Source organism: Cupriavidus sp. PB-02, from assembly GCF_058252315.1.
In genome coordinates this window covers 1,139,880-1,159,225 of sequence record NZ_CM177694.1, presented here as the reverse complement: position 1 = coordinate 1,159,225, position 19,346 = coordinate 1,139,880, and the positions used below count along the sequence as shown (strand labels likewise).

23 protein-coding genes and 1 pseudogene are annotated in these 19,346 nt (G+C 67.5%); 7 read left to right on the top strand and 17 right to left on the bottom strand.

All coding sequences use genetic code 11. The features are described 5' to 3' along the window. Window positions 1-4: 4 nt before the first annotated feature. Both lolD and AC10V3_RS05525 read right to left on the bottom strand, forming a co-directional pair. On the bottom strand, window positions 5-745 hold the full coding sequence (lolD, locus tag AC10V3_RS05530; protein WP_022534181.1) for a lipoprotein-releasing ABC transporter ATP-binding protein LolD: 741 nt from the start codon (window positions 743-745) through the stop codon (window positions 5-7). After that, window positions 738-1,988: a lipoprotein-releasing ABC transporter permease subunit gene (locus AC10V3_RS05525; protein ID WP_022534180.1), complete on the bottom strand. Its 1,251-nt coding sequence runs from the start codon at window positions 1,986-1,988 to the stop codon at window positions 738-740. The genes lolD and AC10V3_RS05525 overlap by 8 nt, the downstream gene beginning before the upstream one ends. A 149-nt stretch (window positions 1,989-2,137) precedes the next feature. On the opposite strand from AC10V3_RS05525, the gene AC10V3_RS05520 reads away from it, so the two are divergent. Both AC10V3_RS05520 and recJ read left to right on the top strand, forming a co-directional pair. Next, a complete protein-coding gene (locus tag AC10V3_RS05520; RefSeq protein ID WP_022534179.1) occupies window positions 2,138-3,247 on the top strand; it encodes a hypothetical protein in 1,110 nt (369 codons plus the stop codon). A gap of 40 nt (window positions 3,248-3,287) precedes the next feature. Continuing rightward, window positions 3,288-4,985: a single-stranded-DNA-specific exonuclease RecJ gene (gene recJ, locus AC10V3_RS05515; protein ID WP_022534178.1), complete on the top strand. Its 1,698-nt coding sequence runs from the start codon at window positions 3,288-3,290 to the stop codon at window positions 4,983-4,985. 16 nt (window positions 4,986-5,001) lie between these two features. On the opposite strand, the gene AC10V3_RS05510 is transcribed toward recJ, so the two are convergent. Next, a complete protein-coding gene (locus tag AC10V3_RS05510; protein ID WP_022534177.1) occupies window positions 5,002-5,715 on the bottom strand; it encodes a peptidoglycan DD-metalloendopeptidase family protein in 714 nt (237 codons plus the stop codon). 203 nt (window positions 5,716-5,918) lie between these two features. Between AC10V3_RS05510 and prfB the strand changes: the two genes are divergently transcribed. The 4 genes from prfB to AC10V3_RS05490 all read left to right on the top strand — a co-directional run bounded on the left by prfB (window position 5,919) and on the right by AC10V3_RS05490 (window position 10,502). Then, window positions 5,919-7,023 (top strand): peptide chain release factor 2 gene (gene prfB, locus AC10V3_RS05505; protein WP_349609420.1). Its coding sequence is split into 2 segments (ribosomal slippage): window positions 5,919-5,999 and window positions 6,001-7,023, totalling 1,104 coding nucleotides; the frame shifts between segments, so codons are not numbered across the junction. 143 nt (window positions 7,024-7,166) lie between these two features. Next, window positions 7,167-7,925 carry an SDR family oxidoreductase gene (locus AC10V3_RS05500; RefSeq protein WP_022534175.1) on the top strand — a complete coding sequence of 253 codons (759 nt, stop codon included), beginning with the start codon at window positions 7,167-7,169 and terminating at the stop codon, window positions 7,923-7,925. Between the two features lie 51 nt (window positions 7,926-7,976). After that, window positions 7,977-9,521: a lysine--tRNA ligase gene (gene lysS / locus AC10V3_RS05495; RefSeq protein WP_022534174.1), complete on the top strand. Its 1,545-nt coding sequence runs from the start codon at window positions 7,977-7,979 to the stop codon at window positions 9,519-9,521. 240 nt (window positions 9,522-9,761) lie between these two features. Beyond that, window positions 9,762-10,502: a glycine zipper 2TM domain-containing protein gene (locus AC10V3_RS05490; protein WP_022534173.1), complete on the top strand. Its 741-nt coding sequence runs from the start codon at window positions 9,762-9,764 to the stop codon at window positions 10,500-10,502. 76 nt (window positions 10,503-10,578) lie between these two features. Here AC10V3_RS05490 and iscX read toward each other — a convergent pair whose 3' ends face one another. The 11 genes and pseudogenes from iscX to AC10V3_RS05435 form a co-directional block, all read right to left on the bottom strand. Next, window positions 10,579-10,773, bottom strand: a complete 195-nt coding sequence (iscX, locus tag AC10V3_RS05485) for a Fe-S cluster assembly protein IscX (protein WP_022534172.1) — start codon at window positions 10,771-10,773, stop codon at window positions 10,579-10,581. Between the two features lie 34 nt (window positions 10,774-10,807). Continuing rightward, window positions 10,808-11,146, bottom strand: a complete 339-nt coding sequence (fdx, locus tag AC10V3_RS05480) for an ISC system 2Fe-2S type ferredoxin (RefSeq protein ID WP_022534171.1) — start codon at window positions 11,144-11,146, stop codon at window positions 10,808-10,810. 40 nt (window positions 11,147-11,186) lie between these two features. Further along, window positions 11,187-13,052: a Fe-S protein assembly chaperone HscA gene (gene hscA, locus AC10V3_RS05475; protein ID WP_490923223.1), complete on the bottom strand. Its 1,866-nt coding sequence runs from the start codon at window positions 13,050-13,052 to the stop codon at window positions 11,187-11,189. A gap of 96 nt (window positions 13,053-13,148) precedes the next feature. Next, on the bottom strand, window positions 13,149-13,667 hold the full coding sequence (gene hscB / locus AC10V3_RS05470) for a Fe-S protein assembly co-chaperone HscB (RefSeq protein WP_022534169.1): 519 nt from the start codon (window positions 13,665-13,667) through the stop codon (window positions 13,149-13,151). A 57-nt stretch (window positions 13,668-13,724) separates the two neighbouring features. After that, window positions 13,725-13,952 (bottom strand): DUF3565 domain-containing protein, encoded by a 228-nt coding sequence (locus AC10V3_RS05465; protein WP_022534168.1) that lies wholly within the window; start codon window positions 13,950-13,952, stop codon window positions 13,725-13,727. Between the two features lie 25 nt (window positions 13,953-13,977). Then, window positions 13,978-14,298, bottom strand: coding sequence for an iron-sulfur cluster assembly protein IscA (gene iscA, locus AC10V3_RS05460; protein ID WP_022534167.1), 321 nt, complete (start codon window positions 14,296-14,298; stop codon window positions 13,978-13,980). Window positions 14,299-14,329: 31 nt separating this feature from the next. Next, window positions 14,330-14,731 carry a Fe-S cluster assembly scaffold IscU gene (gene iscU / locus AC10V3_RS05455; protein WP_022534166.1) on the bottom strand — a complete coding sequence of 134 codons (402 nt, stop codon included), beginning with the start codon at window positions 14,729-14,731 and terminating at the stop codon, window positions 14,330-14,332. Between the two features lie 66 nt (window positions 14,732-14,797). Next, the gene (locus AC10V3_RS05450; RefSeq protein WP_349609640.1) at window positions 14,798-16,021 is read right to left on the bottom strand and encodes an IscS subfamily cysteine desulfurase; all 1,224 of its coding nucleotides are present in this window, start codon (window positions 16,019-16,021) and stop codon (window positions 14,798-14,800) included. Between the two features lie 67 nt (window positions 16,022-16,088). Then, window positions 16,089-16,640: a Fe-S cluster assembly transcriptional regulator IscR gene (gene iscR / locus AC10V3_RS05445; RefSeq protein ID WP_022534164.1), complete on the bottom strand. Its 552-nt coding sequence runs from the start codon at window positions 16,638-16,640 to the stop codon at window positions 16,089-16,091. 111 nt (window positions 16,641-16,751) lie between these two features. After that, window positions 16,752-16,928 (bottom strand): annotated as a pseudogene (locus AC10V3_RS05440) (hypothetical protein); the annotation flags it as partial. Between the two features lie 7 nt (window positions 16,929-16,935). Further along, complete coding sequence (locus tag AC10V3_RS05435) at window positions 16,936-17,424, bottom strand: low molecular weight protein-tyrosine-phosphatase (RefSeq protein WP_022534162.1); 489 nt, start codon at window positions 17,422-17,424, stop codon at window positions 16,936-16,938. Between the two features lie 241 nt (window positions 17,425-17,665). Here AC10V3_RS05435 and AC10V3_RS05430 point away from each other — a divergent pair, with 241 nt between their 5' ends. Next, complete coding sequence (locus tag AC10V3_RS05430) at window positions 17,666-18,499, top strand: class I SAM-dependent methyltransferase (RefSeq protein ID WP_349609424.1); 834 nt, start codon at window positions 17,666-17,668, stop codon at window positions 18,497-18,499. On the opposite strand, the gene AC10V3_RS05425 is transcribed toward AC10V3_RS05430, so the two are convergent. From AC10V3_RS05425 to AC10V3_RS05415, 3 genes are read right to left on the bottom strand one after another with little or no spacing between them, the layout of a single operon-like run. Continuing rightward, a complete protein-coding gene (locus AC10V3_RS05425) occupies window positions 18,496-18,738 on the bottom strand; it encodes a hypothetical protein (RefSeq protein ID WP_022534160.1) in 243 nt (80 codons plus the stop codon). The two genes, AC10V3_RS05430 and AC10V3_RS05425, sit on opposite strands and share 4 nt — an antisense overlap. Window positions 18,739-18,778: 40 nt before the next feature. Further along, entirely contained in the window at window positions 18,779-19,000 is a 222-nt protein-coding gene (locus AC10V3_RS05420; protein ID WP_022534159.1) for a hypothetical protein, read from the bottom strand. Window positions 19,001-19,022: 22 nt separating this feature from the next. Beyond that, the gene (locus tag AC10V3_RS05415; protein ID WP_454751754.1) at window positions 19,023-19,322 is read right to left on the bottom strand and encodes a putative quinol monooxygenase; all 300 of its coding nucleotides are present in this window, start codon (window positions 19,320-19,322) and stop codon (window positions 19,023-19,025) included. Window positions 19,323-19,346: the final 24 nt, after the last annotated feature.

Here is a 19,346-nt window from a genome sequence, read left to right as displayed (position 1 = left end):
CGGCTCAGCGTTCCTGATGCAGGTGGCCGTCGCGCAGCCGCAGCACGCGGTCACAGCGTCCGGCCAGGTCCAGGTCGTGGGTGACGATGACAAAGCTGGTGCCGAGCGTGCGCGACAGCTCCAGCATCAGGTCATAGACGCCGCCGGCAGTGTGGTCGTCGAGGTTGCCGGTGGGCTCGTCGGCCAGCACGCAGGCGGGCTGGCCCACCAGCGCACGGGCTACGGCCACGCGCTGGCGCTCACCGCCTGACAGCTCGCCGGGCCGGTGCTTGGCGCGCCCGCCCAGTCCCACGCGCTCCAGCATCGCCTGCGCCACGCCGCGCGCGTCATGCTGGGTCAGGCCGCGGATGCGCATCGGCATCGCCACGTTGTCGAGCGCCGTGAATTCCGGCAGCAGGTGGTGGAACTGGTAGACGAAACCCAGCGAGCGATTGCGTACCACATTGCGTTCGCGCTCGCGCAGCGCGGTAAAGGGCTTGCCGAGCAGCGCGACGCGGCCCGAGTCGGGATTGTCGAGCCCGCCCAGCACATGCAACAGCGTGCTCTTGCCCGAGCCCGACGCGCCCACGATGGCGACCTTCTCTCCCGCATCGACGCGCACGTCCACGCCGCGCAGCACGTCCACGTCGAGTTCGCCCTGACGGAAGCGCTTGGTCAGTCCTTCGGCCACGAGCACCGGCGTGCCGGTGCGCGGCTGCCCGGTGGCTGGCGTGGGGGTATCTGCGTGCAACACGGCCTCACTCATAGCGCAGCGCCTCCGCCGGGTTGACGCGGGCAGCACGCCAGCTGGGATAGAGCGTGGCCAGCGTGGCCAGCACGAAGGAGATGATGCCGATGGTGGCGATGTCGTTCACGCGGGGATCCGAGGGCAATTCGCTGATGAAATAGATGTCGCGCGGCAGGAACTGGACCTGCAGCACGCGCTCGATAAAGGGCACGATCACGTCGATATTGGTGGCGATCAGCGTGCCGCCGGCCACGCCCAGCACCGTGCCGATAAAGCCGATGGCCACGCCCTGCACGATAAAGATCTTCATGATCGAGCGGGGCTGCGCGCCCATGGTGCGCAGGATGGCGATATCGGCCTGCTTGTCGGTGACGGTCATCACCAGCGTCGACACCAGGTTGAACGCGGCCACGGCGATGATCAGCGTCAGGATGATGAACATCATGCGCTTCTCGGTCTGCACCGCGGCGAACCAGTTGCGGTTCTGCTTGGACCAGTCGCGCAGGTAGAGCTCGCCCGACAGCGTGCCGGCGAGCTGCTGGGCGACCTGCGGCGCGCGCTGCATGTCATCCAGCTTCAGCCGCACGCCGGTGGGACCACTCAGGCGGAACAGGGTCTCGGCGTCATGCATGTTGACCAGCGCCAGCGCGCTGTCGAACTCAAAGTGGCCCGACGAGAAAATGCCGGTCACGGTGAACTGCTTGAGCCGCGGCAGCACGCCCGCCGGCGTGATGGTGCCCTGTGGCGCCACCAGCGTGACTTTGTCGCCGACCTGCACGCCCATGGCGTTGGCCAGTTCATTGCCGAGCGCGATGCCGAACTCGCCCGGCGCCAGCGCGTTCATGCTGCCGGCCTTGAACTGGTTGCCGATGTCCGAGACCTTGGGCTCCTGCGACGGCTCCACGCCGCGCAGCAGCACGCCGCGCACGGCGTCGTCGCGAGTCAGCATGGCCTGTGCCGCCACGTAGGGCGCGGCACCGACCACTTCCTTGTTCTGCATCGCCTCGGCCGCGGTCTGCTGCCAGTCCGGCAGCGCCGACGGGCCGATCACTTCGATATGCGACAGCACCGACAGCATGCGGTCGCGCACTTCCTTCTGGAACCCGTTCATCACCGACAGCACCACGATCAGCGCGGCCACGCCGAGCGCGATCCCCAGCATCGAGATCATCGAGATGAACGAAATGAAGGTGTTGCGGCTGGCGCGCTTGCTTGCGCGGGTATATCGCCAGCCGATCTGCCATTCGTAGGGAAAGTTCAAGAGAATTCCTGTTGTTTCGGGAAATCGCCGGCGCCCGGTGGTGGGGCGTTGGCGGCACGCTTGCGCGCCCTGGCGTGCGTCGCCCCGGTCACGCAACGGCGTTTCGCGGGAGTGGCGCGGGCCAGCCGGGAGTTTACAATCTCGCCACCATGATGACGCACCTGACCCTGATTGTGCCCTTTTCCGTCCCGCCAGGCGCCGGCGACGACGGCCGGGACGATGTCGTACCCGGCGCGCTGCTGCGGCAGTTGGAGCTGCCCGCGCTCGGAAAGTTGCTGACCCGGGCCGAGCCCGGCCCGCGCGAGCGGCACGACGACCCCTTCCTGCGCAGCCTGCCGCAAGAGCGCTGGCTGGCCGGCAAGGCGGGGCTGGACACCAGCCGGGTGCCGTTGGCGCCCTATATGCGACTGGCCGACAGCGGAGCGACCGGCCCCGCAGCCGCGGACGGCCAGGCCTGGGCCTGTCTGCAGCCGGTGCATATCCACGCCGCGCGCGACCATCTGGTGCTGATGCCGCCGGCGCAGCTCAATATCCGCCCGGAGGAATCCGCCGCCCTTTACGCCGCCATCGACGGGCTGCTGCAGGAATCCGGCATCGTGCTGGAAGCCCCCTGCCCGTCGCGCTGGTACCTGCCCGAGGCGGTGTTCGGCCCGCTGGAGGCTACCACGCCACTGCGCGCCGCCGGCCGCAACATCGATATCTGGATGCAGGCCGGCGAGCGCGCTCGCGACTGGCGCCGCATCCAGAACGAAATCCAGATGACCTGGTACGACCACCCGGTCAACCAGGCCCGCGAGGCCGCCGGCGAGCCGACGGTCAACTCGGTCTGGCTGTATGGCGGCGGCACGCTGCAGCCGGTGCCACGGCTGGCCGACACGGTGCTCAGCGGCGATCCTTTCCTCGGCGGCCTGGCGCTGGCAGCCGGCAGCCGCGTGCTGCCGGTGCCGGCGGACCTTGCCGGCGCGGCAGATCTGGAAGGCTCGGTGCTGGCCATGCTCGACCACGCCACCGAGGCGCATATCTTCGAAGACTGGGGTCTGTGGCTGGACCGCATGCACGCGCTCGACGCAGACTGGTTCGGCCCGGCGCTGGACGCGCTCGCTGCCGGCCAGATCGGCTCGGTGACGCTGGTGCTGGGCGGCGAGAACCACTTCGCCGAGTTCACCGTGCGGCGCGCCGACCTGCGCAAGTTCTGGCGCGGCATGGGCTCGCGCGGCGACTGGCGCGCCTTGCTGTCCGACCTCGCCTTCGCCGCCTGACCCGCTCCGGCCGACTCCCGAAACCTCACCTGCCCCGCCCATGACCCGGATCGCCATCCGCCAATATTCCCCCGAACACGCCAGCTCGCTGGCCGCCGCCGGCCTGCATCCCACGCTGGCCCGCATCCTGGCCGCGCGCGGCGTGGCCCGCACCGCCGAACTGGCGACCGATCTGCCTGAACTGGTGCCTCCTGCCGCGATGAAGGGCATCGGCCACGCCGCCGCCTACCTGACCGACGCCATCGCCGCCGGCAAGCGCCTGCTGATCGTCGCCGACTATGACTGCGACGGCGCCACCGCCTGCGCGGTGGGCGTACGCGGGCTGCGCATGCTGGGCGCGCGGGTCGAGTACATCGTGCCGAACCGCTTCGAGTACGGCTACGGCCTGACGCCGGAAATCGTGGCGCTGGCGGCGAAGCAGCAGCCGGACGTGATCGTCACGGTGGATAACGGCATCGCCAGCGTCGACGGCGTGGCCGCGGCCAATGCGCTGGGCATCGACGTGGTGGTGACCGACCACCACTTGCCGGGCGCGGAGCTGCCGGAAGCCGCAGTGATCGTCAACCCCAACCAGCCCGGCTGCGAATTCCCCAGCAAGAACCTGGCGGGCGTGGGCGTGATGTTCTATGTGCTGCTGGCGCTACGCGCCGAGCTGCGCAACCGCGGGGTCTACACGCAGGCGACCCAGCCGCCGCTGCAGACGCTGCTGGACCTGGTGGCGCTGGGCACCGTGGCGGACGTGGTCAAGCTCGACACCAACAACCGCATCCTGGTCGCGCAGGGCCTGCGTCGCATGCGCGCCGGGCGCATGCAGCCTGGCGTGGCGGCGCTGTTCCGCGCGGCGGGCCGCGAGGCCTCGCGCGCCAATACCTTCGACCTGGGCTTCGGACTCGGTCCGCGCCTGAACGCGGCCGGGCGGCTGGCGGACATGTCGCTCGGCATCGAATGCCTGCTGACCGACGATGCCAACCGCGCCTGGGAGATCGCCCAGGAGCTCGACAGCATGAACCGCGAGCGGCGCGATATCGAGGCCGGCATGCAGCAGGAGGCGCTGCAGATCCTGGAGCAGCCGCTGGCCGGCCCGGACCCGTCGGCGCGATTTACCGTCAGCGTGTTCAACGACACCTGGCACCAGGGCGTGATCGGCATCGTGGCTTCGCGGCTGAAGGACAAGTTCCACCGCCCCACCATCACCTTCGCGCCGGGCGACGAAGCCACCATCAAGGGCTCAGGCCGTTCGATCCCCGGTTTCCACCTGCGCGATGCCCTCGACCTGGTGTCCAAGCGCCATCCCGGCATGCTGGTCAAGTTCGGCGGCCACGCGATGGCGGCAGGCCTGACCGTGCGAGCCGAGCGCTTTGCCGAGTTCCAGGAAGCGTTCGAATCGATCGGCAAGGAATGGCTGACCGACGACCAGCTCGCGCGCGTGATAGAGACCGACGGCGATATCGAGGACCAGTGCTTCAGCCCGGAATTCGTCACGCTGCTGGAGCAGCAGGTGTGGGGCCAGGGCTTCCCGGCACCGACCTTCTGCGGCGAGTTCGACGTGCTGCGCCAGAGCGTGCTCAAGGGCAAGCACCTGAAGCTGCAGCTCGGGCGCGGCAGCCAGCGCTTCGACGCGATCTGGTTCAACCACGCCGACTCGCTCGGCGCCAGTGCGCAGGTGGCCTACCGGCTCGACAACAACACCTTTAACGGCGTCACGCGGGTGCAACTGGTGATCGAGCACGCGCAATAGCCTGCCCCGGGGGCGCTCAGCCCCGCGCCGGCAGGTAGTTGGCCGGATCGACCGGCTTGCCGTTGCCGCGCACCTCGAAATGCAGCTCGCTCGGGCTCGCGCCCATGCGGCCTACGTCCTGGCCGGCGGAGACCTGCGCGCCTTCGCTGACCAGCGGCTGGTCCAGGTTGCCGTAGACGGTCAGCCAGTCGTCGTTGTGCTTGACGATCACCAGCATGCCGTAGCCGCGCAGGTTGCCGACATGGATGGCCCGTCCGGCGGCAGCGGCACGCACCGTGCCGTTGGCGGGCACGGCGATGCTCAGGCCCTTGCTGGCCGGAGGCGAGAAGCCGGCCGTGACGCGGCCGTCGGCCGGCCATTGCAAGCGAATGCTGCTGGCGGGCGGCTTCGACGAGCCGCTGTCCACGCGCGGGGTCTCGGTGACGGTCTGGCCGGTGCCGTTAGACGCTGATGCGCTTGCGCCAGGCGGCCGCACGCGGATCAGCTGGCCGACCTCGATCTGTTCGGGGCGCGCCAGGTCGGGGTTCCAGCGGGTCAGGTCGCGCACGCTGCGGCGGTGCTTGCGGGCGATCGAATAGAGCGTGTCGCCGCGCTCCACGCGGTAGAAACCGTCCGGCGCCGGGCCGCTGTCCAAGGTGCTGCAGCCCGCTGCGACCATGGCCGCGGCGGCCAGCAGCAGGCCCAGCGCGCGGCGCCGGCCTGGCTCGATGTCATGTCTGGTTTGCGTCATTCGTCCCTGTTCGTTGTCTAGCCGGGGGCGGCTTGCTAACGCGTATTATCGCCGCGTGCACTGCCCGGCACCGCCGGATAGACCGTTTCGGGCGCGTTCCGTTCGCCGTCCAAGGCCCGCGAACCGGCCCAAATCCCTGAATCCGCGCCCGGATCAGGGCCCTGATCCGCTATAATTCAGGGTTTTCGAAGCGCAGGAACATCATGGAAGCAGAACGCCTCAACGCCATCTCCGGTGCCATCTCCGATCTCCGTTCCCGGACGGAAGATCTACGGGGGTATCTTTGACTACGATGTCAAAGTAGGAAGGCTGGACGAAGTCAACGGCTTGCTGGAAGACCCCGACGTCTGGAACAACCCCAAGCGGGCCCAGGACCTCGGCAAGGAAAAGAAGGCACTCGAGGGCGTGGTAAGCGTCCTCGGCAAGCTCACCGACGACCTTAGCGGCGCCGAGGAGCTGTTCGAGCTCGCCAAGGAAGAAGGCGACGACGACACGCTCGAAGCGATCGAGGCCGACGTCACGGGCTTCGAGGAGATCGTCGCGGGCATGGAATTCCGCCGCATGTTCTCGGGCGAGATGGACCAGGCCAACGCCTTTATCGACATCCAGGCCGGCGCAGGCGGCACCGAAGCGTGCGACTGGGCCTCGATGCTGCTGCGCCAGTACCTGAAGTACTGCGAGCGCAAGGGCTTCAAGGCCGAGGTGCTGGAAGAGTCCGAAGGCGACGTGGCCGGCATCAAGAGCGCGACCATCAAGATCGAGGGCGAATATGCCTTCGGCTACCTGCGTACGGAAACGGGCGTGCACCGCCTGGTGCGCAAGTCGCCGTTCGATTCGTCGGGCGGGCGCCATACCTCGTTCTCGTCGGTGTTCGTCTACCCCGAGGTCGACGAATCGTTCGAAGTGGAAGTCAACCCGGCCGACCTGCGCGTGGATACCTACCGCGCCTCGGGCGCCGGCGGCCAGCACATCAACAAGACCGATTCGGCCGTGCGGATCACGCACATCCCGACCGGCATCGTGGTGCAGTGCCAGAACGACCGCTCGCAGCACCGCAACCGTGCCGAGGCCATGTCGATGCTGAAGTCGCGCCTGTACGAGCATGAGATGCGCAAGCGCCAGGCCGAGGCCGACAAGCTCGAAGCCGGCAAGACCGACGTGGGCTGGGGCCACCAGATCCGCTCGTACGTGCTGGACCAGAGCCGCATCAAGGACCTGCGCACCAACGTGGAAATGTCCAACACCCAAAAGGTGCTGGACGGCGACCTGGACCCGTTCATCGAGGCCAGCCTCAAGCAGGGACTGTAAGGCCGAACCGGGCCGCCCGCCCCGCGCCCTCCGGCGCGGCGGTGGCGCCCGCGGCGGCACAGCAACATCACCGCAATCGCTGGATCATCGCTGTACCGCCGCCCGCGCCACACCGGCACGGCGGCCTTTCCGACCGGGGCACCATGAGCGAAGCCAATCACCTGTACATCATCACCGGCGCCTCGCGCGGGCTGGGCGCGGCACTGACCAATGCCCTGCTCGTGCCGGGCAACCGCCTGATCTGCGTGGCGCGCAGCCGCAACAACGAGCTGGAGCGCATTGCCACCCTGAGCGGCGTGCCGGTGGCGTGGCACCTGCAGGACCTGTCGCAGGCCGGCCCCGCCGCCACCTGGCTGGCCAGCGTGCTCGACACGCTCGACCAGCCGCCGACCAGCGCCACGCTGATCCTGAACGCGGGCGTGGTCGAGCCGATCGGCCCGGTCTCGCGGCTGCAGGAAAGCACGCTGGTGCCACACCTGCTGACCAACCTGGCGGCGCCGATGACGATGACCGGGACGTTCCTGGAGCGCACCGAAAAGTTCGACTGCCCGCGCAAGGTGCTGGCGATCTCGTCCGGCGCGGCGCGCCGCCCGGTCGAGGGCTGGAGCGCCTACTGCGCCAGCAAGGCGGGACTCGACATGTTCATGCGCTCGGTCAACGCCGAATACGCGCAGGCCGCAGCACCGCGCACGGTGCGCGCGGTGGCGCTGGCCCCGGGCGTGATCGACACCGGCATGCAGGACGTGATCCGCAATGCCGACTTCGCGCAGGTGCAGCGCTTCCGCGACCTGAAGGCGAACCAGCAGCTGGCCTCCGCCGAGGAAACCGCGGGCCGCATCGTTGCCTACCTGCATCGTCCGGATTTCGGTACGACCGAACTGGACGATCTCCGCAATTACTGAAGCCATAACGAATCCGCGCGCGGCCTGCCGCGCGCGATCCCACCAGACACCATGACTGAACCGAACCGCGCCCAGGCCAAGCCCGCCGCCGCAGAAACGCCCGCCGTCGACGAGAACAAGATCATCGCGGAGCGGCGCGAGAAACTGGCCGCGCTGCGCCAGCAAGGCGTGGCCTTCCCCAACGATTTCCGCCCGACCCACCAGGCCGCCACGCTGCACGCGCAGTACGGCGAAACCGACCAGGCCGCGCTCGAAGCCAGCCCCGTCGAGGTGTCCATCGCCGGCCGCATGATGCTCAAGCGCGTGATGGGCAAGGCCAGCTTCGCCACCGTGCAGGACGGCAGCGGCCAGATCCAGTTCTACATCACGCGCGACAAGGTCGGCGAAGAAGTCTACGCCGCGTTCAAGCACTGGGACCTGGGCGACATCATCAGCGCCCGCGGCGAGCTGTTCCGCACCAACAAGGGCGAGCTGTCGGTGCAGGTGCGCGAGCTGCGCCTGCTGTCCAAGTCGCTGCGCCCGCTGCCGGACAAGTTCCACGGCCTGGCCGACCAGGAAATGAAGTACCGCCAGCGCTATGTCGACCTGATCGTGTCGCCGGAAACGCGCAACACCTTCCGCGCCCGCACCAACGCGATCTCGTCGCTGCGCCGCCATATGGCCGATGCAGGCTTCATGGAAGTGGAAACGCCGATGCTGCACCCGATCCCGGGCGGCGCCGCGGCCAAGCCCTTTATCACGCACCACAATGCGCTGGACATGCAGATGTTCCTGCGCATCGCGCCTGAGCTGTACCTGAAGCGCCTGGTCGTGGGCGGCTTCGAGCGGGTGTTCGAGATCAACCGCAACTTCCGCAACGAAGGGGTGAGCCCGCGCCACAACCCCGAGTTCACCATGATGGAGTTCTACGCGGCCTACACGGACTACCGCTGGCTGATGGACTTCACCGAGGACCTGATCCGCAAGGCCGCCATCGATGCGCGCGGCAGCGCCGTGCTGACCTACCAGGACCGCGAGCTGGACCTGTCGAAGCCGTTCCACCGCCTGACCATCTGCCAGGCGATCCAGAAGTTCGCGCCGCAGTACACCGACGCGCAGCTGGCCGATTCGGAATTCCTGCGCACCGAGCTGAAGAAGTTCGGCGTCAACACCAACGCGCCGCAGTTCCTCAACGCCGGCCTGGGCACACTGCAACTGGTGCTGTTCGAGGAAACCGCTGAAAGCCAGCTGTGGGAGCCGACTTTCATCGTCGACTACCCGGTCGAGGTCTCGCCGCTGGCGCGCGCCTCGGACACGGTGCCGGGCATTACCGAGCGCTTCGAGCTGTTCATCACCGGCCGCGAGATCGCCAACGGCTTCTCGGAGCTGAACGATGCCGAGGACCAGGCTGATCGTTTCCGCAAGCAGGTCGAGCAGAAGGACGCCGGCGACGAGGAGGCGATGTACTTCGACGCCGACTACATCCGCGCGCTGGAGTACGGCATGCCCCCGACGGGCGGCTGCGGTATCGGCATCGACCGCCTGGTGATGCTGCTGACGGACAGCCCCAATATCCGCGACGTCATCCTGTTCCCGCACCTGCGCCGGGAAGACTGATGGTGTGCTCCCTCTCCCGCAAGCGGGAGAGGGAGCACACAGCGGTCATCCAGATCGCGTCGCGCGGCCCCCGATTGTTACAGCCATCCCGCCAACAGGCAGCGCGAGCAACACCCAACCCATTGATACAAAAGGCCTTTTCCGCCTACATATATTTACAAAAACAAACGGAAAACGCCACCCGCTTCGGCCACACTGGTTCCATCCCATCGCGGCCTTCGCCGCACCGGAGCCACAACAATGCAGAGCCAAGCCACCTCGCAAGACCACACCCCTGCCCCGCTGCCGCCGCAACGCCGGCTGCATCCGCTGATCGGCGCGGCAGCCGTGGCCGTGGTGATCGCCAGCCTGACCGCCGTTGCCGCCGTAACCGGCGTGCTGCCGATCAGCAAGGCCAACCCTGACCTGCAAACGCAACAAGGTCCGCAAGGCCCGCTGCCAGTCACCGCGGAGACTGCGCCCCCGCCGGGCAGCACCACGCGCCCACCGGTCTACGATGACGGCCAGCCGCGCTCGGCCAATCCGGACGCCGTCCGTTCGTCGCAAGCCGCACCACGCACCGCCCCGGCAAGCCAGGCCGCGCAGCGCGAGAGCGAGCCGCGCGCCAGCCAGCGCGCCGACACCGAGCGCCAGGCCGCCAAGGGCAGTCCCTACGCCGGCCGCGTGGTCGCCGTGACCCCGATCCAGACCCAGAAGCCCAACACCAGCGGCCTGGGCGCGCTAGGCGGTGCCGTGGTCGGCGGCCTGCTGGGCAACCAGGTCGGCAAGGGCAACGGCCGCATCGTCGGCACCGTGGTCGGTGCGGTGGGCGGCGGCGTGGCCGGCAACCAGATCGAGAAGGCGGTCAGCAAGGACACGCATTACGAAGTCCGCGTGCGCATGGACGATGGCAGTCAACGCAGCTTCACCTACGAGCAGGATCCTGCAGTGCAGGTAGGCGAGCGCGTGCACATGGAGAACGGCGCGCTGGTGCGGGGCTGACCAGGCTCTTGCGAAACACCAAAGCAGAAAGGCCGGCATCTGGCCGGCCTTTCTGCTTCCTCCCGATACTGCGAAGTTATTCCGCTTCCTGGATCCAGGCCTGCTGGATGGCCTCCAGGATCTTCTCGCCCGAGCGTTCCGGCACGTCGGCAAAGCCGTCGAGCTCCAGCACCCAGCGGCGCAGGTCGGTAAAGCGCACGCCGACCGGATCGACGTCAGGATACTTGTCGTACAGGGCTGCCGCGATGGCGTAGGTATCGGTCCACTTCATGAGGTTCTTCTCCGCTGAGGTCAGTGCCGGCCGCTCAGTGGCCTTCCTTGGCGTGGTTGATGGTGTACTTCGGGATCTCGATGGTCAGGTCGTCCTCATCGACGATGGCCTGGCACGAGAGCCGCGAATTCGGCTCCAGCCCCCAGGCCTTGTCGAGCAGGTCTTCTTCCTTCTCCTCGGCCTCGTTGAGCGAGTTGAAGCCCTCGCGCACGATCACGTGGCAGGTGGTGCAGGCGCACGATTTCTCGCACGCATGCTCGATCGCGATGCCGTGGGAAAGCAGCGCGTCGCAGACGCTGACGCCCTGCTCGGCTTCGATCACCGTCCCGTCCGGGCAGTATTCGACGTGTGGCAAAACTATGATCTGTGGCATCTCGTGTCCTGGTATCTGTAATGCGGTGCAGGCGTGGTGATCAGCCCAGCTCCTGCACCTTGCGCCCCGCCAGCGCGCTCTTGATCGAGCGGTCCATACGGCGTGCGGCGAATTCGTCGGTGCCGTGCGACAGCTTCTCCACCGCGGCGTGGATGGCGTGGTGGTCTTCGCCGGTGGCAATCTCGCGCACCGAAGCCACCAGCGCCTCGACCGCGGCGCGCTCGTCCGCCGACAACAGGTCGCCGTCGGTTTCCAGCGCGCGCAGCGTGGCCTCGGCCAGGCGGTCGGCTTCGACGCGCTCTTCCGCCAGCGCGCGGCTCTTCATGTCGTGCTCGGCTTCGCGGAAGCTCTCCTGCAGCATGCGCGCGATATCGTCGTCGGCCAGGCCGTACGACGGCTTGACCGTGACCGACGCTTCCACGCCCGAATGGGTTTCGCGCGCGGTCACCGACAGCAGCCCGTCGGCGTCGACCTGGTAGGTCACGCGGATGCGTGCCGCGCCCGCCACCATCGGCGGGATGCCGCGCAGCTCGAAGCGCGCCAGCGAGCGGCAGTCGCTGGCCAGCTCGCGCTCGCCCTGCAGCACATGGATCGCCATCGCGGTCTGGCCATCCTTGAAGGTGGTGAATTCCTGCGCGCGCGCCACCGGGATGGTGCTGTTGCGCGGGATGATCTTCTCGACCAGGCCGCCCATGGTCTCCACGCCCAGCGACAGCGGGATCACGTCGAGCAGCAGCCAGTCTTCGCCCGGGGCATGGTTGCCGGCCAGCAGGTTGGCCTGCATCGCGGCGCCCAGCGCCACCACGCGGTCCGGATCGAGGTTGGTCAGCGGGGTCTGACCGAAGTAGTCGCCCACGGCCTTGCGGATCGACGGCATGCGCGTGGCGCCGCCAACCAGCACCACGCCCTTGACCTCGTCGGGGCTCACACCGGCGTCGCGCAGCACCTTGCGCACCGGCGCCAGCGTTTTCTGCACCAGATGGGCAGTGATCTGCTCAAAGGTTTCGTCGGTCAGCGTCAGGTGGACGATCTCGCCGGAATCCAGCACGGCATCGATCACGGTACTGTCCGCTTCCGACAGCGCTTCCTTGGCGGCGCGCGCGCGCACCATCAGCAGGCGCATGTCCTGCGCCGACAGCGGCTGCAGGCCGGCCTGCTCGACGATCCAGCACAGCACGCGCTGGTCGAAATCGTCGCCGCCGAGCGCCGAGTCGCCGCCCGTGGCCATCACTTCGAACACGCCGCGGGTGAGCTTCAGCACGGAAATATCGAAGGTGCCGCCACCCAGGTCGTAGACCGCGTAAATGCCTTCCGATGCATTGTCCAGCCCATAGGCGATGGCCGCCGCGGTCGGCTCGTTGAGCAGGCGCAGCACTTCCAGGCCGGCCAGGCGCGCGGCGTCCTTGGTCGCCTGGCGCTGGGCCTCGTCGAAGTACGCAGGCACGGTGATGACCGCGCCGACCAGGTCGTCGCCGAGCGAATCCTCGGCGCGCTGGCGCAGCGTGGCGAGGATCTCGGCCGAGATCTCGACCGGGCTCTTCACGCCGGCCACGGTCTTGATCTGCAGCATGCCAGGCGCGTCGACGAAGTCGTACGGGCTGTGCTCGATATTGGCGATGTCGCGCAGGCCGCGGCCCATGAAGCGCTTGACCGAGACGATGGTGTTCTTCGGGTCGCGCACCGCCTCATCCTGGGCCCGGTAGCCGATATGCGTGGTGTGGTCCGGCAGGTAGCGCACGACCGAGGGCAGCAGCGCGCGGCCGCGCTCGTCCCCCAGCACTTCGGGGATGCTGCTGCGTACCGCGGCCACCAGCGAGTTGGTGGTGCCGAGGTCGATGCCGACCGCCAGGCGGCGTTGGTGGGGCGCCGGCGACATGCCGGGTTCGGAAATCTGGAGCAGTGCCATGGTAATTCTTCGCTGTCTTGTGCGGCAGGGGAAACCGCCATGCGGGCGGATTTCGCGCCGGGCGCCATTGTGTCACGGGCCCGGCAATCGTGCCGGTCAGTCTTCCAGCCGGTCGATGGCCTCGCTGGTATCGTGCTCGATCTTCTCGATGAACATCAGTTGCCGTACCGCGCCGCCGGCCGCCTCGTTGTCGCCGGCGTCCAGCAGCGCACCCAGCGCGGCGTGGCGCTCGCGCTTTTCCTGGCGCAGGCTGCGCAGCAGCGCATCGAGCCGGTCCACGTCACGCGCTTCCACCGCCTCCTGCAGCGCCTCGCGCCATTCCATCTGCTGCATCAGGAAGGCCGGCGTCATGGCCGTGTTGTTCTCGGCCTGCACATCGACGCCGCGCAGCTTCAGCAGGTAGGTCGCGCGCCGCAGCGGCTGGCGCAGCGTACGATAGGCTTCATTGGCATGCGCGGCCCACTGCATGGCCACACGGCGTTCGGCGTCGCCCGCACTGGCAAAGCGGTCCGGATGCGCCTGCGACTGCACGGTGCGGTACGCCGCATCCAGCGCGGCCTCGTCGACGCCGTACTGCGCGGGCAGGCCGAACAGCGCAAAAAAATCGTCTTTCAACTGCTTCCCCAAGAAAAAGGAGCGGCCGCGCCGCCCCTTTGTCCATTTGCCGCCCCGCTACCGCTCAGCAGGCTTACCTGCCCACTCGGCTGGCGGCTCGTTGCGGTCGCACTTCAGGCAGTTCACCCGCCTGCCGATCATGCCGGCGCGGCCCTGCTCGCTCTGAGTCCATGGCCGCGACTGCCACGGCGGATCATGCCGCACATGCTGGCCGTGCCCGCAGTCGAGTTCCGCCACCCAGTGGCCTTCCTCGTCCCGGCGGAACCCGACGATGCTGCGCTCCACCGCGGCTTGCGTACGCTGACGCGGCTCAGACCGTGAAGGACTCGCCGCAGCCGCACTCGTCCTTGACGTTGGGGTTGTTGAAGCGGAAACCTTCGTTCAACCCTTCGCGCGCATAGTCGAGTTCGGTGCCGTCGATATACGGCAGGCTCTTGGCGTCGACGATGACCTTGATGCCGTGCGACTCGAACACCTTGTCTTCCGGCAGCAGGTCGTCCACGTATTCCAGCTTGTAGGCGAGGCCCGAGCAGCCGGTGGTCTTCACGCCCAGGCGCAGGCCCACGCCCTTGCCGCGGCGTTCCAGGTAGCGGGCGACATGCTTGGCCGCCTTCTCGGTCATCGTGATCATCGTTGCGTCTTCCTTCGTCGGCTCGACAGAATCAGGCAGCCTTCTGCTCGGCCTCGCCGTGCTTCTTCTTGTAGTCCTCGACAGCGGCCTTGATCGCGTCTTCGGCCAGGATCGAGCAGTGGATCTTCACCGGCGGCAGCGCCAGTTCTTCGGCGATCTGGGTGTTCTTGATCTCCAGCGCCTGGTCCACGGTCTTGCCCTTGACCCACTCGGTCACGAGCGAGGACGAAGCGATGGCCGAGCCGCAGCCGTAGGTCTTGAACTTGGCGTCTTCGATCACGCCAGCCTCGTTGACCTTGATCTGCAGCTTCATCACGTCGCCGCAAGCCGGTGCGCCAACCATACCGGTGCCGACCGCATCGTCGTTCTTGTCGAACGAACCGACGTTGCGGGGGTTTTCATAGTGGTCGAGAACCTTTGTGCTGTATGACATTTTGCTTACCTCTTGCGTATCTTTTGCGGGGGTATTGCTGTTATTTGTGCTGTTCCGGCGGGCGCGTCAGTGCGCAGCCCACTGGATCGAATTCAGGTCGACACCATCCTTGAACATTTCCCACAGCGGCGACAGATCGCGCAGCTTGCCGATCTTCGACTTGAGCAACTGGATGGTGTAGTCGATTTCCTGCTCGGTGGTGAAGCGGCCGACCGTGAAGCGGATCGAGCTGTGCGCCAGTTCGTCGTTGCGGCCCAGCGCGCGCAGCACGTAGGACGGCTCCAGCGAGGCCGAGGTGCAGGCCGAGCCCGACGACACCGCCACGTCCTTGATTGCCATGATCAGCGACTCGCCTTCGACGAAGTTGAAGCTGACGTTCAGGTTGTGCGGCACGCGATGTTCCAGGTCGCCGTTCAGGTAGACCTCTTCCATGTCCGACAGGCCGTTCCACAGGCGGTCGCGCAGCATGCGGATGCGCTCGTTTTCCGTTGCCATTTCTTCGCGGGCGATGCGGAAGGCTTCGCCCATGCCGACGATCTGGTGCGTGGCCAGCGTGCCCGAGCGCATACCGCGCTCATGGCCGCCGCCGTGCATCTGCGCCTCGATGCGCACGCGCGGCTTGCGGCGCACGTACAGCGCGCCGACGCCCTTGGGGCCGTAGGTCTTGTGGGCCGAGAACGACATCAGGTCGCACTTCAGCTTGTTCAGGTCGATCGCCACCTTGCCGGTCGCCTGCGCGGCGTCGCAGTGGAAGATAATGCCCTTCGCGCGGCAGATCTCGCCGATCTGCTCGACGTCCTGGATCACGCCGATCTCGTTATTGACCAGCATCACCGACACCAGGATCGTGTCCGGGCGCAGCGCCTGCTTGAACACTTCCATGTCGAGCAGGCCGTTTTCCTTCACGTCCAGGTAGGTCACCTCGAAGCCCTGGCGCTCCAGTTCGCGCGTGGTGTCGAGCACGGCCTTGTGCTCGGTCTTCACGGTGATGAGGTGCTTGCCCTTGCCCGAATAGAAGTTCGCGGCACCCTTAATCGCCAGGTTGTTCGATTCGGTCGCACCCGATGTCCACACGATCTCGCGCGGGTCGGCGCCGACCAGTGCGGCCACCTGCTCACGCGCCTCTTCCACCGCGCGCTCCGCTTCCCAGCCGTACGCGTGGCTGCGCGAAGCGGGGTTGCCGAACTGCTCGCGCAGGTACGGAATCATCTTGTCCGCCACGCGCGGGTCCACCGGCGTGGTGGCCGAGTAATCCATGTAGATGGGGAAATGTGGGGTGCTCATCGTTATGACTGCCTTTTTAGGGACCGCTGATCGCTGATTTCTACCGTTGCCTGTCGTGCGCCCGAGTAAGTGCTCAGGACTGCGCCAGGCTGAAAACTGAATTCACCACCCGGGCCCGGACCGGCTTTTCCTGCTTGTCGGCCTTGCCGCGTGCCGTAGCCGACTGTGCGGCGGCTTCCTCGCGCATGTCGTGCAGCACCGCGGGCTGGCGCTCGCGCTGCTGGTCCACCAGGTTCTTGAGGGAAACGGAGTCGAGGTACTCGACCATCTTCTGGTTCAGCGTGGCCCACAGTTCATGGGTCATGCAGCGCCCGGAGCCGTCATCTCCGTTACAATTGCCCTTCCCACCGCATTGGGTGGCGTCCAGGGGCTCGTCCACGGCGATGATGATGTCCGCCACCGTGACGTCTTCGGCCTTGCGGGCGAGACTGTAGCCGCCGCCCGGGCCGCGCACGCTTTCGACGATCTCGTGCCGGCGCAGCTTGCCAAACAGCTGCTCCAGGTAGGACAACGAGATCTTCTGCCGCTGGCTGATGCCGGCGAGCGTGACCGGTCCCTGGTCCTGGCGCATGGCCAGGTCGATCATCGCGGTGACCGCGAAGCGGCCTTTGGTGGTCAGTCTCATGGTGCAGGGCTTTTGGGGTAAAACGCTTTTGGGGTAAAGCTAATACTTGATCGATTCCGTCAAGTATAAAGGTACCCGACTAATTCAGTCAACTACCCCTCCCGCAGTGCATCAAGCCTCCCGGCCGCCCGCGGCCGGTTGCGGGTCGGCCACGCGCGGCGGCATCACCAGCGACAACGGCTGTTTCAGGATGCGCCGCCGCACGGCCCGGCTCAGTTCGGCCCGATCCACGCGGCGCAGGTTGCGTGACCGCAGTGCCATATTGAACGCCAGCGCAAAGCTCACCGCGCCGGGATCAGCCGGCGTCGTCTTGCAGGCGCTGGCGCAGCACCTCGACCAGGCCGTCGCAGGCGTCTTCGATGTAGTCGAGCACGCGCTCGAAGCCGTCACCCTCGCCGTAGTACGGATCCGGCACTTCGTCGGCATCGTGGCGGGTGGCGAAGCTCATCAGGAGGCGCACCCTGTCGGCGGCGTCGGGGCGCAGCCGGGTCAGGCCGGCCAGGTTCTCGCGATCCATCGCCAGGATCAGGTCGAAGCGGTCGAAGTCGGGCAGGCCCACCTTGCGCGCGCGCAGCGCGGACAGGTCATAGCCGCGGGTAAGCGCATGACGCTGGGTGCGCGGGTCGGGCGCACGGCCGAGGTGGTATTCGTGCGTGCCGGCCGAATCCAGTTCGACCATCGGCTCCAACCCGGCTGCGGCCAGCTTGGCGCGCAGCACGCCCTCCGCCGTCGGGGAACGACAGATGTTTCCCATGCAGCACATCAGGATGGCGTATTTCTTCATAGGATCACGACTTCGAGGGGAGGAATGGCGAGGGATTCCGGCGCACTGCGGCGACGTGCGGGCAGGCGTAATTCTACCCACTGTAGCCCGCGCCACCGCGAGCTATGTTCCTGCCGGGTTATGTGCGCGAGCCCACCGCCAGCCCGCACGCCGCCCCCCTACAGTCACTGAGCGCCGGTGGCCGGCATGACGGCCCGCCGGCAACCGGTCGCCAGCGCCGCCATCCTGCAAGGAGAACATAGTGCCCGCCCCTTCCCCGTCGTCGCAGCCGCGGCTGATGCAGCGCCTGAAGCTCCTGGTGAAACCGCTCGTGCCCCGCTGGCTGCTCGACCAGTACCACGCCCGCGCACTGCGCCGCGACGCCGACCTGTACCAGGGCAAGACGCCCGGCGAAATCTTCTCGCATGTCTACGCTTCGCAGGCCTGGGGCGCGCCCAAGGGTCATGGGGAGCACTACAGCGGCGTCGGCACGCACTCGCCCGAGATCGCCAATGCCTACCTCTCCAGCGTCACCGCGTGGCTGGCCGCGCAGGGCGCCCCGCCGGACGTAGTCGACCTCGGCTGCGGCGACTTCCATATTGGCAGCCAGCTGCGCGCCGCCTGCGGGCGCTACATCGCCTGCGACGTGGTGGAAGCCGTAATCGCGGCCAATCGCAGGCGCCATGCCGGCCTGGACGTCGACTTCCGCTGCCTCGACATTGCCGGCGACCCGCTGCCACCCGGCGACGTGGTGTTCGTGCGCATGGTGCTGCAGCACCTGGACAACGCCCGCATTGCCAGCGTGCTGGCCAAGCTGGGCCAGTACCGCACGCTGGTGCTGACCGAGCAGGTGCCACTGGGCGGCTTCATGCCCAATACGGACAAGACGTCCGGTGCTGCGATCCGATTGTGGGACCGGCCGCCGAGCGGCGTGATCGTGACCGCGCCGCCGTTCAACCTGCGCGTGCGCTCCTCGCGCGTGCTGTGCGAAGTGTCCTCGGGCGGTGGCGTGATCCGCACCATCGCCTACGAACTCGAGCGCAGCGCCGTCAGGCCAGGCGCCGAAGCACAGGCCGCCGGCGTGGCAGGCGCCTAGGCCAGCTGCTTGGCCAGCCGATCGCCGTGCGCAAAACCGGCGATCTCCGCGGCCTCGGCCGACTTGTAGTGATCGGTGATGCGGGAGCTTTCGGTCAGCGTGCCGGCCGCACGGATATTGGTGCCCGGGCGGCAGACGCGCACGGTGTAGGTCCATTCGCTCTGCGAGCGCGGCTTGACCTGGACCTGCACCTCGTGGGTTTCATAGACTTTTTTCTTCCATTCGCCGATGTCGGGCATCGTGTTCTCCTCGGGAAATGGGGACGCGGGGCTGGCGCGGCTAGTTGACCTCGCCCGCGTCGATGGCCCGCATGGCGGCGGCTTCCGCCATGGCGACGGCCGCTTCGGGCGTGGGCGCATCGCCCGCGATCGCCTCGTAGGTGGGGCCGGCTTGCTCGCCGAAGGCGTCGGCGATGCGCAGCTGGGCCGCAAACCCGCCGGCGGCGTTCGGCACCGCGCAGACCACGACCGCGTAACCGCCGTATTCGAACTGGCGTTCCATCGTAGCTCCTCGTCCGTGGGCATCAAGGCAGCTTGGCCGCCAGCACCTCCAGCCTCTGGATCGGCGGAGTGCCCACGAACAGCTCCGGCGCCCTCGCCATCAGCGCCGCCGCGACCTTGCCGCCCAGGTGCGCCTCGCGCGCGGACTCGTCGGCAAAGGCATCGAAGATGCCGAACATCGACGCGCCCAGGCGCAGCGCAAACCAGGCCGTGGTGCCGGCCTCCTGCTCTACCAGCGCCGCCGCGTCGCGCAGGAACTGCTCGATTTCCTGCTCCTTGCCGGGCCTGGCTTCCAGCGGTACCCACAGTCCAAGCTTGACCATGACGCGTCTCCGTTCAGGTGTGAC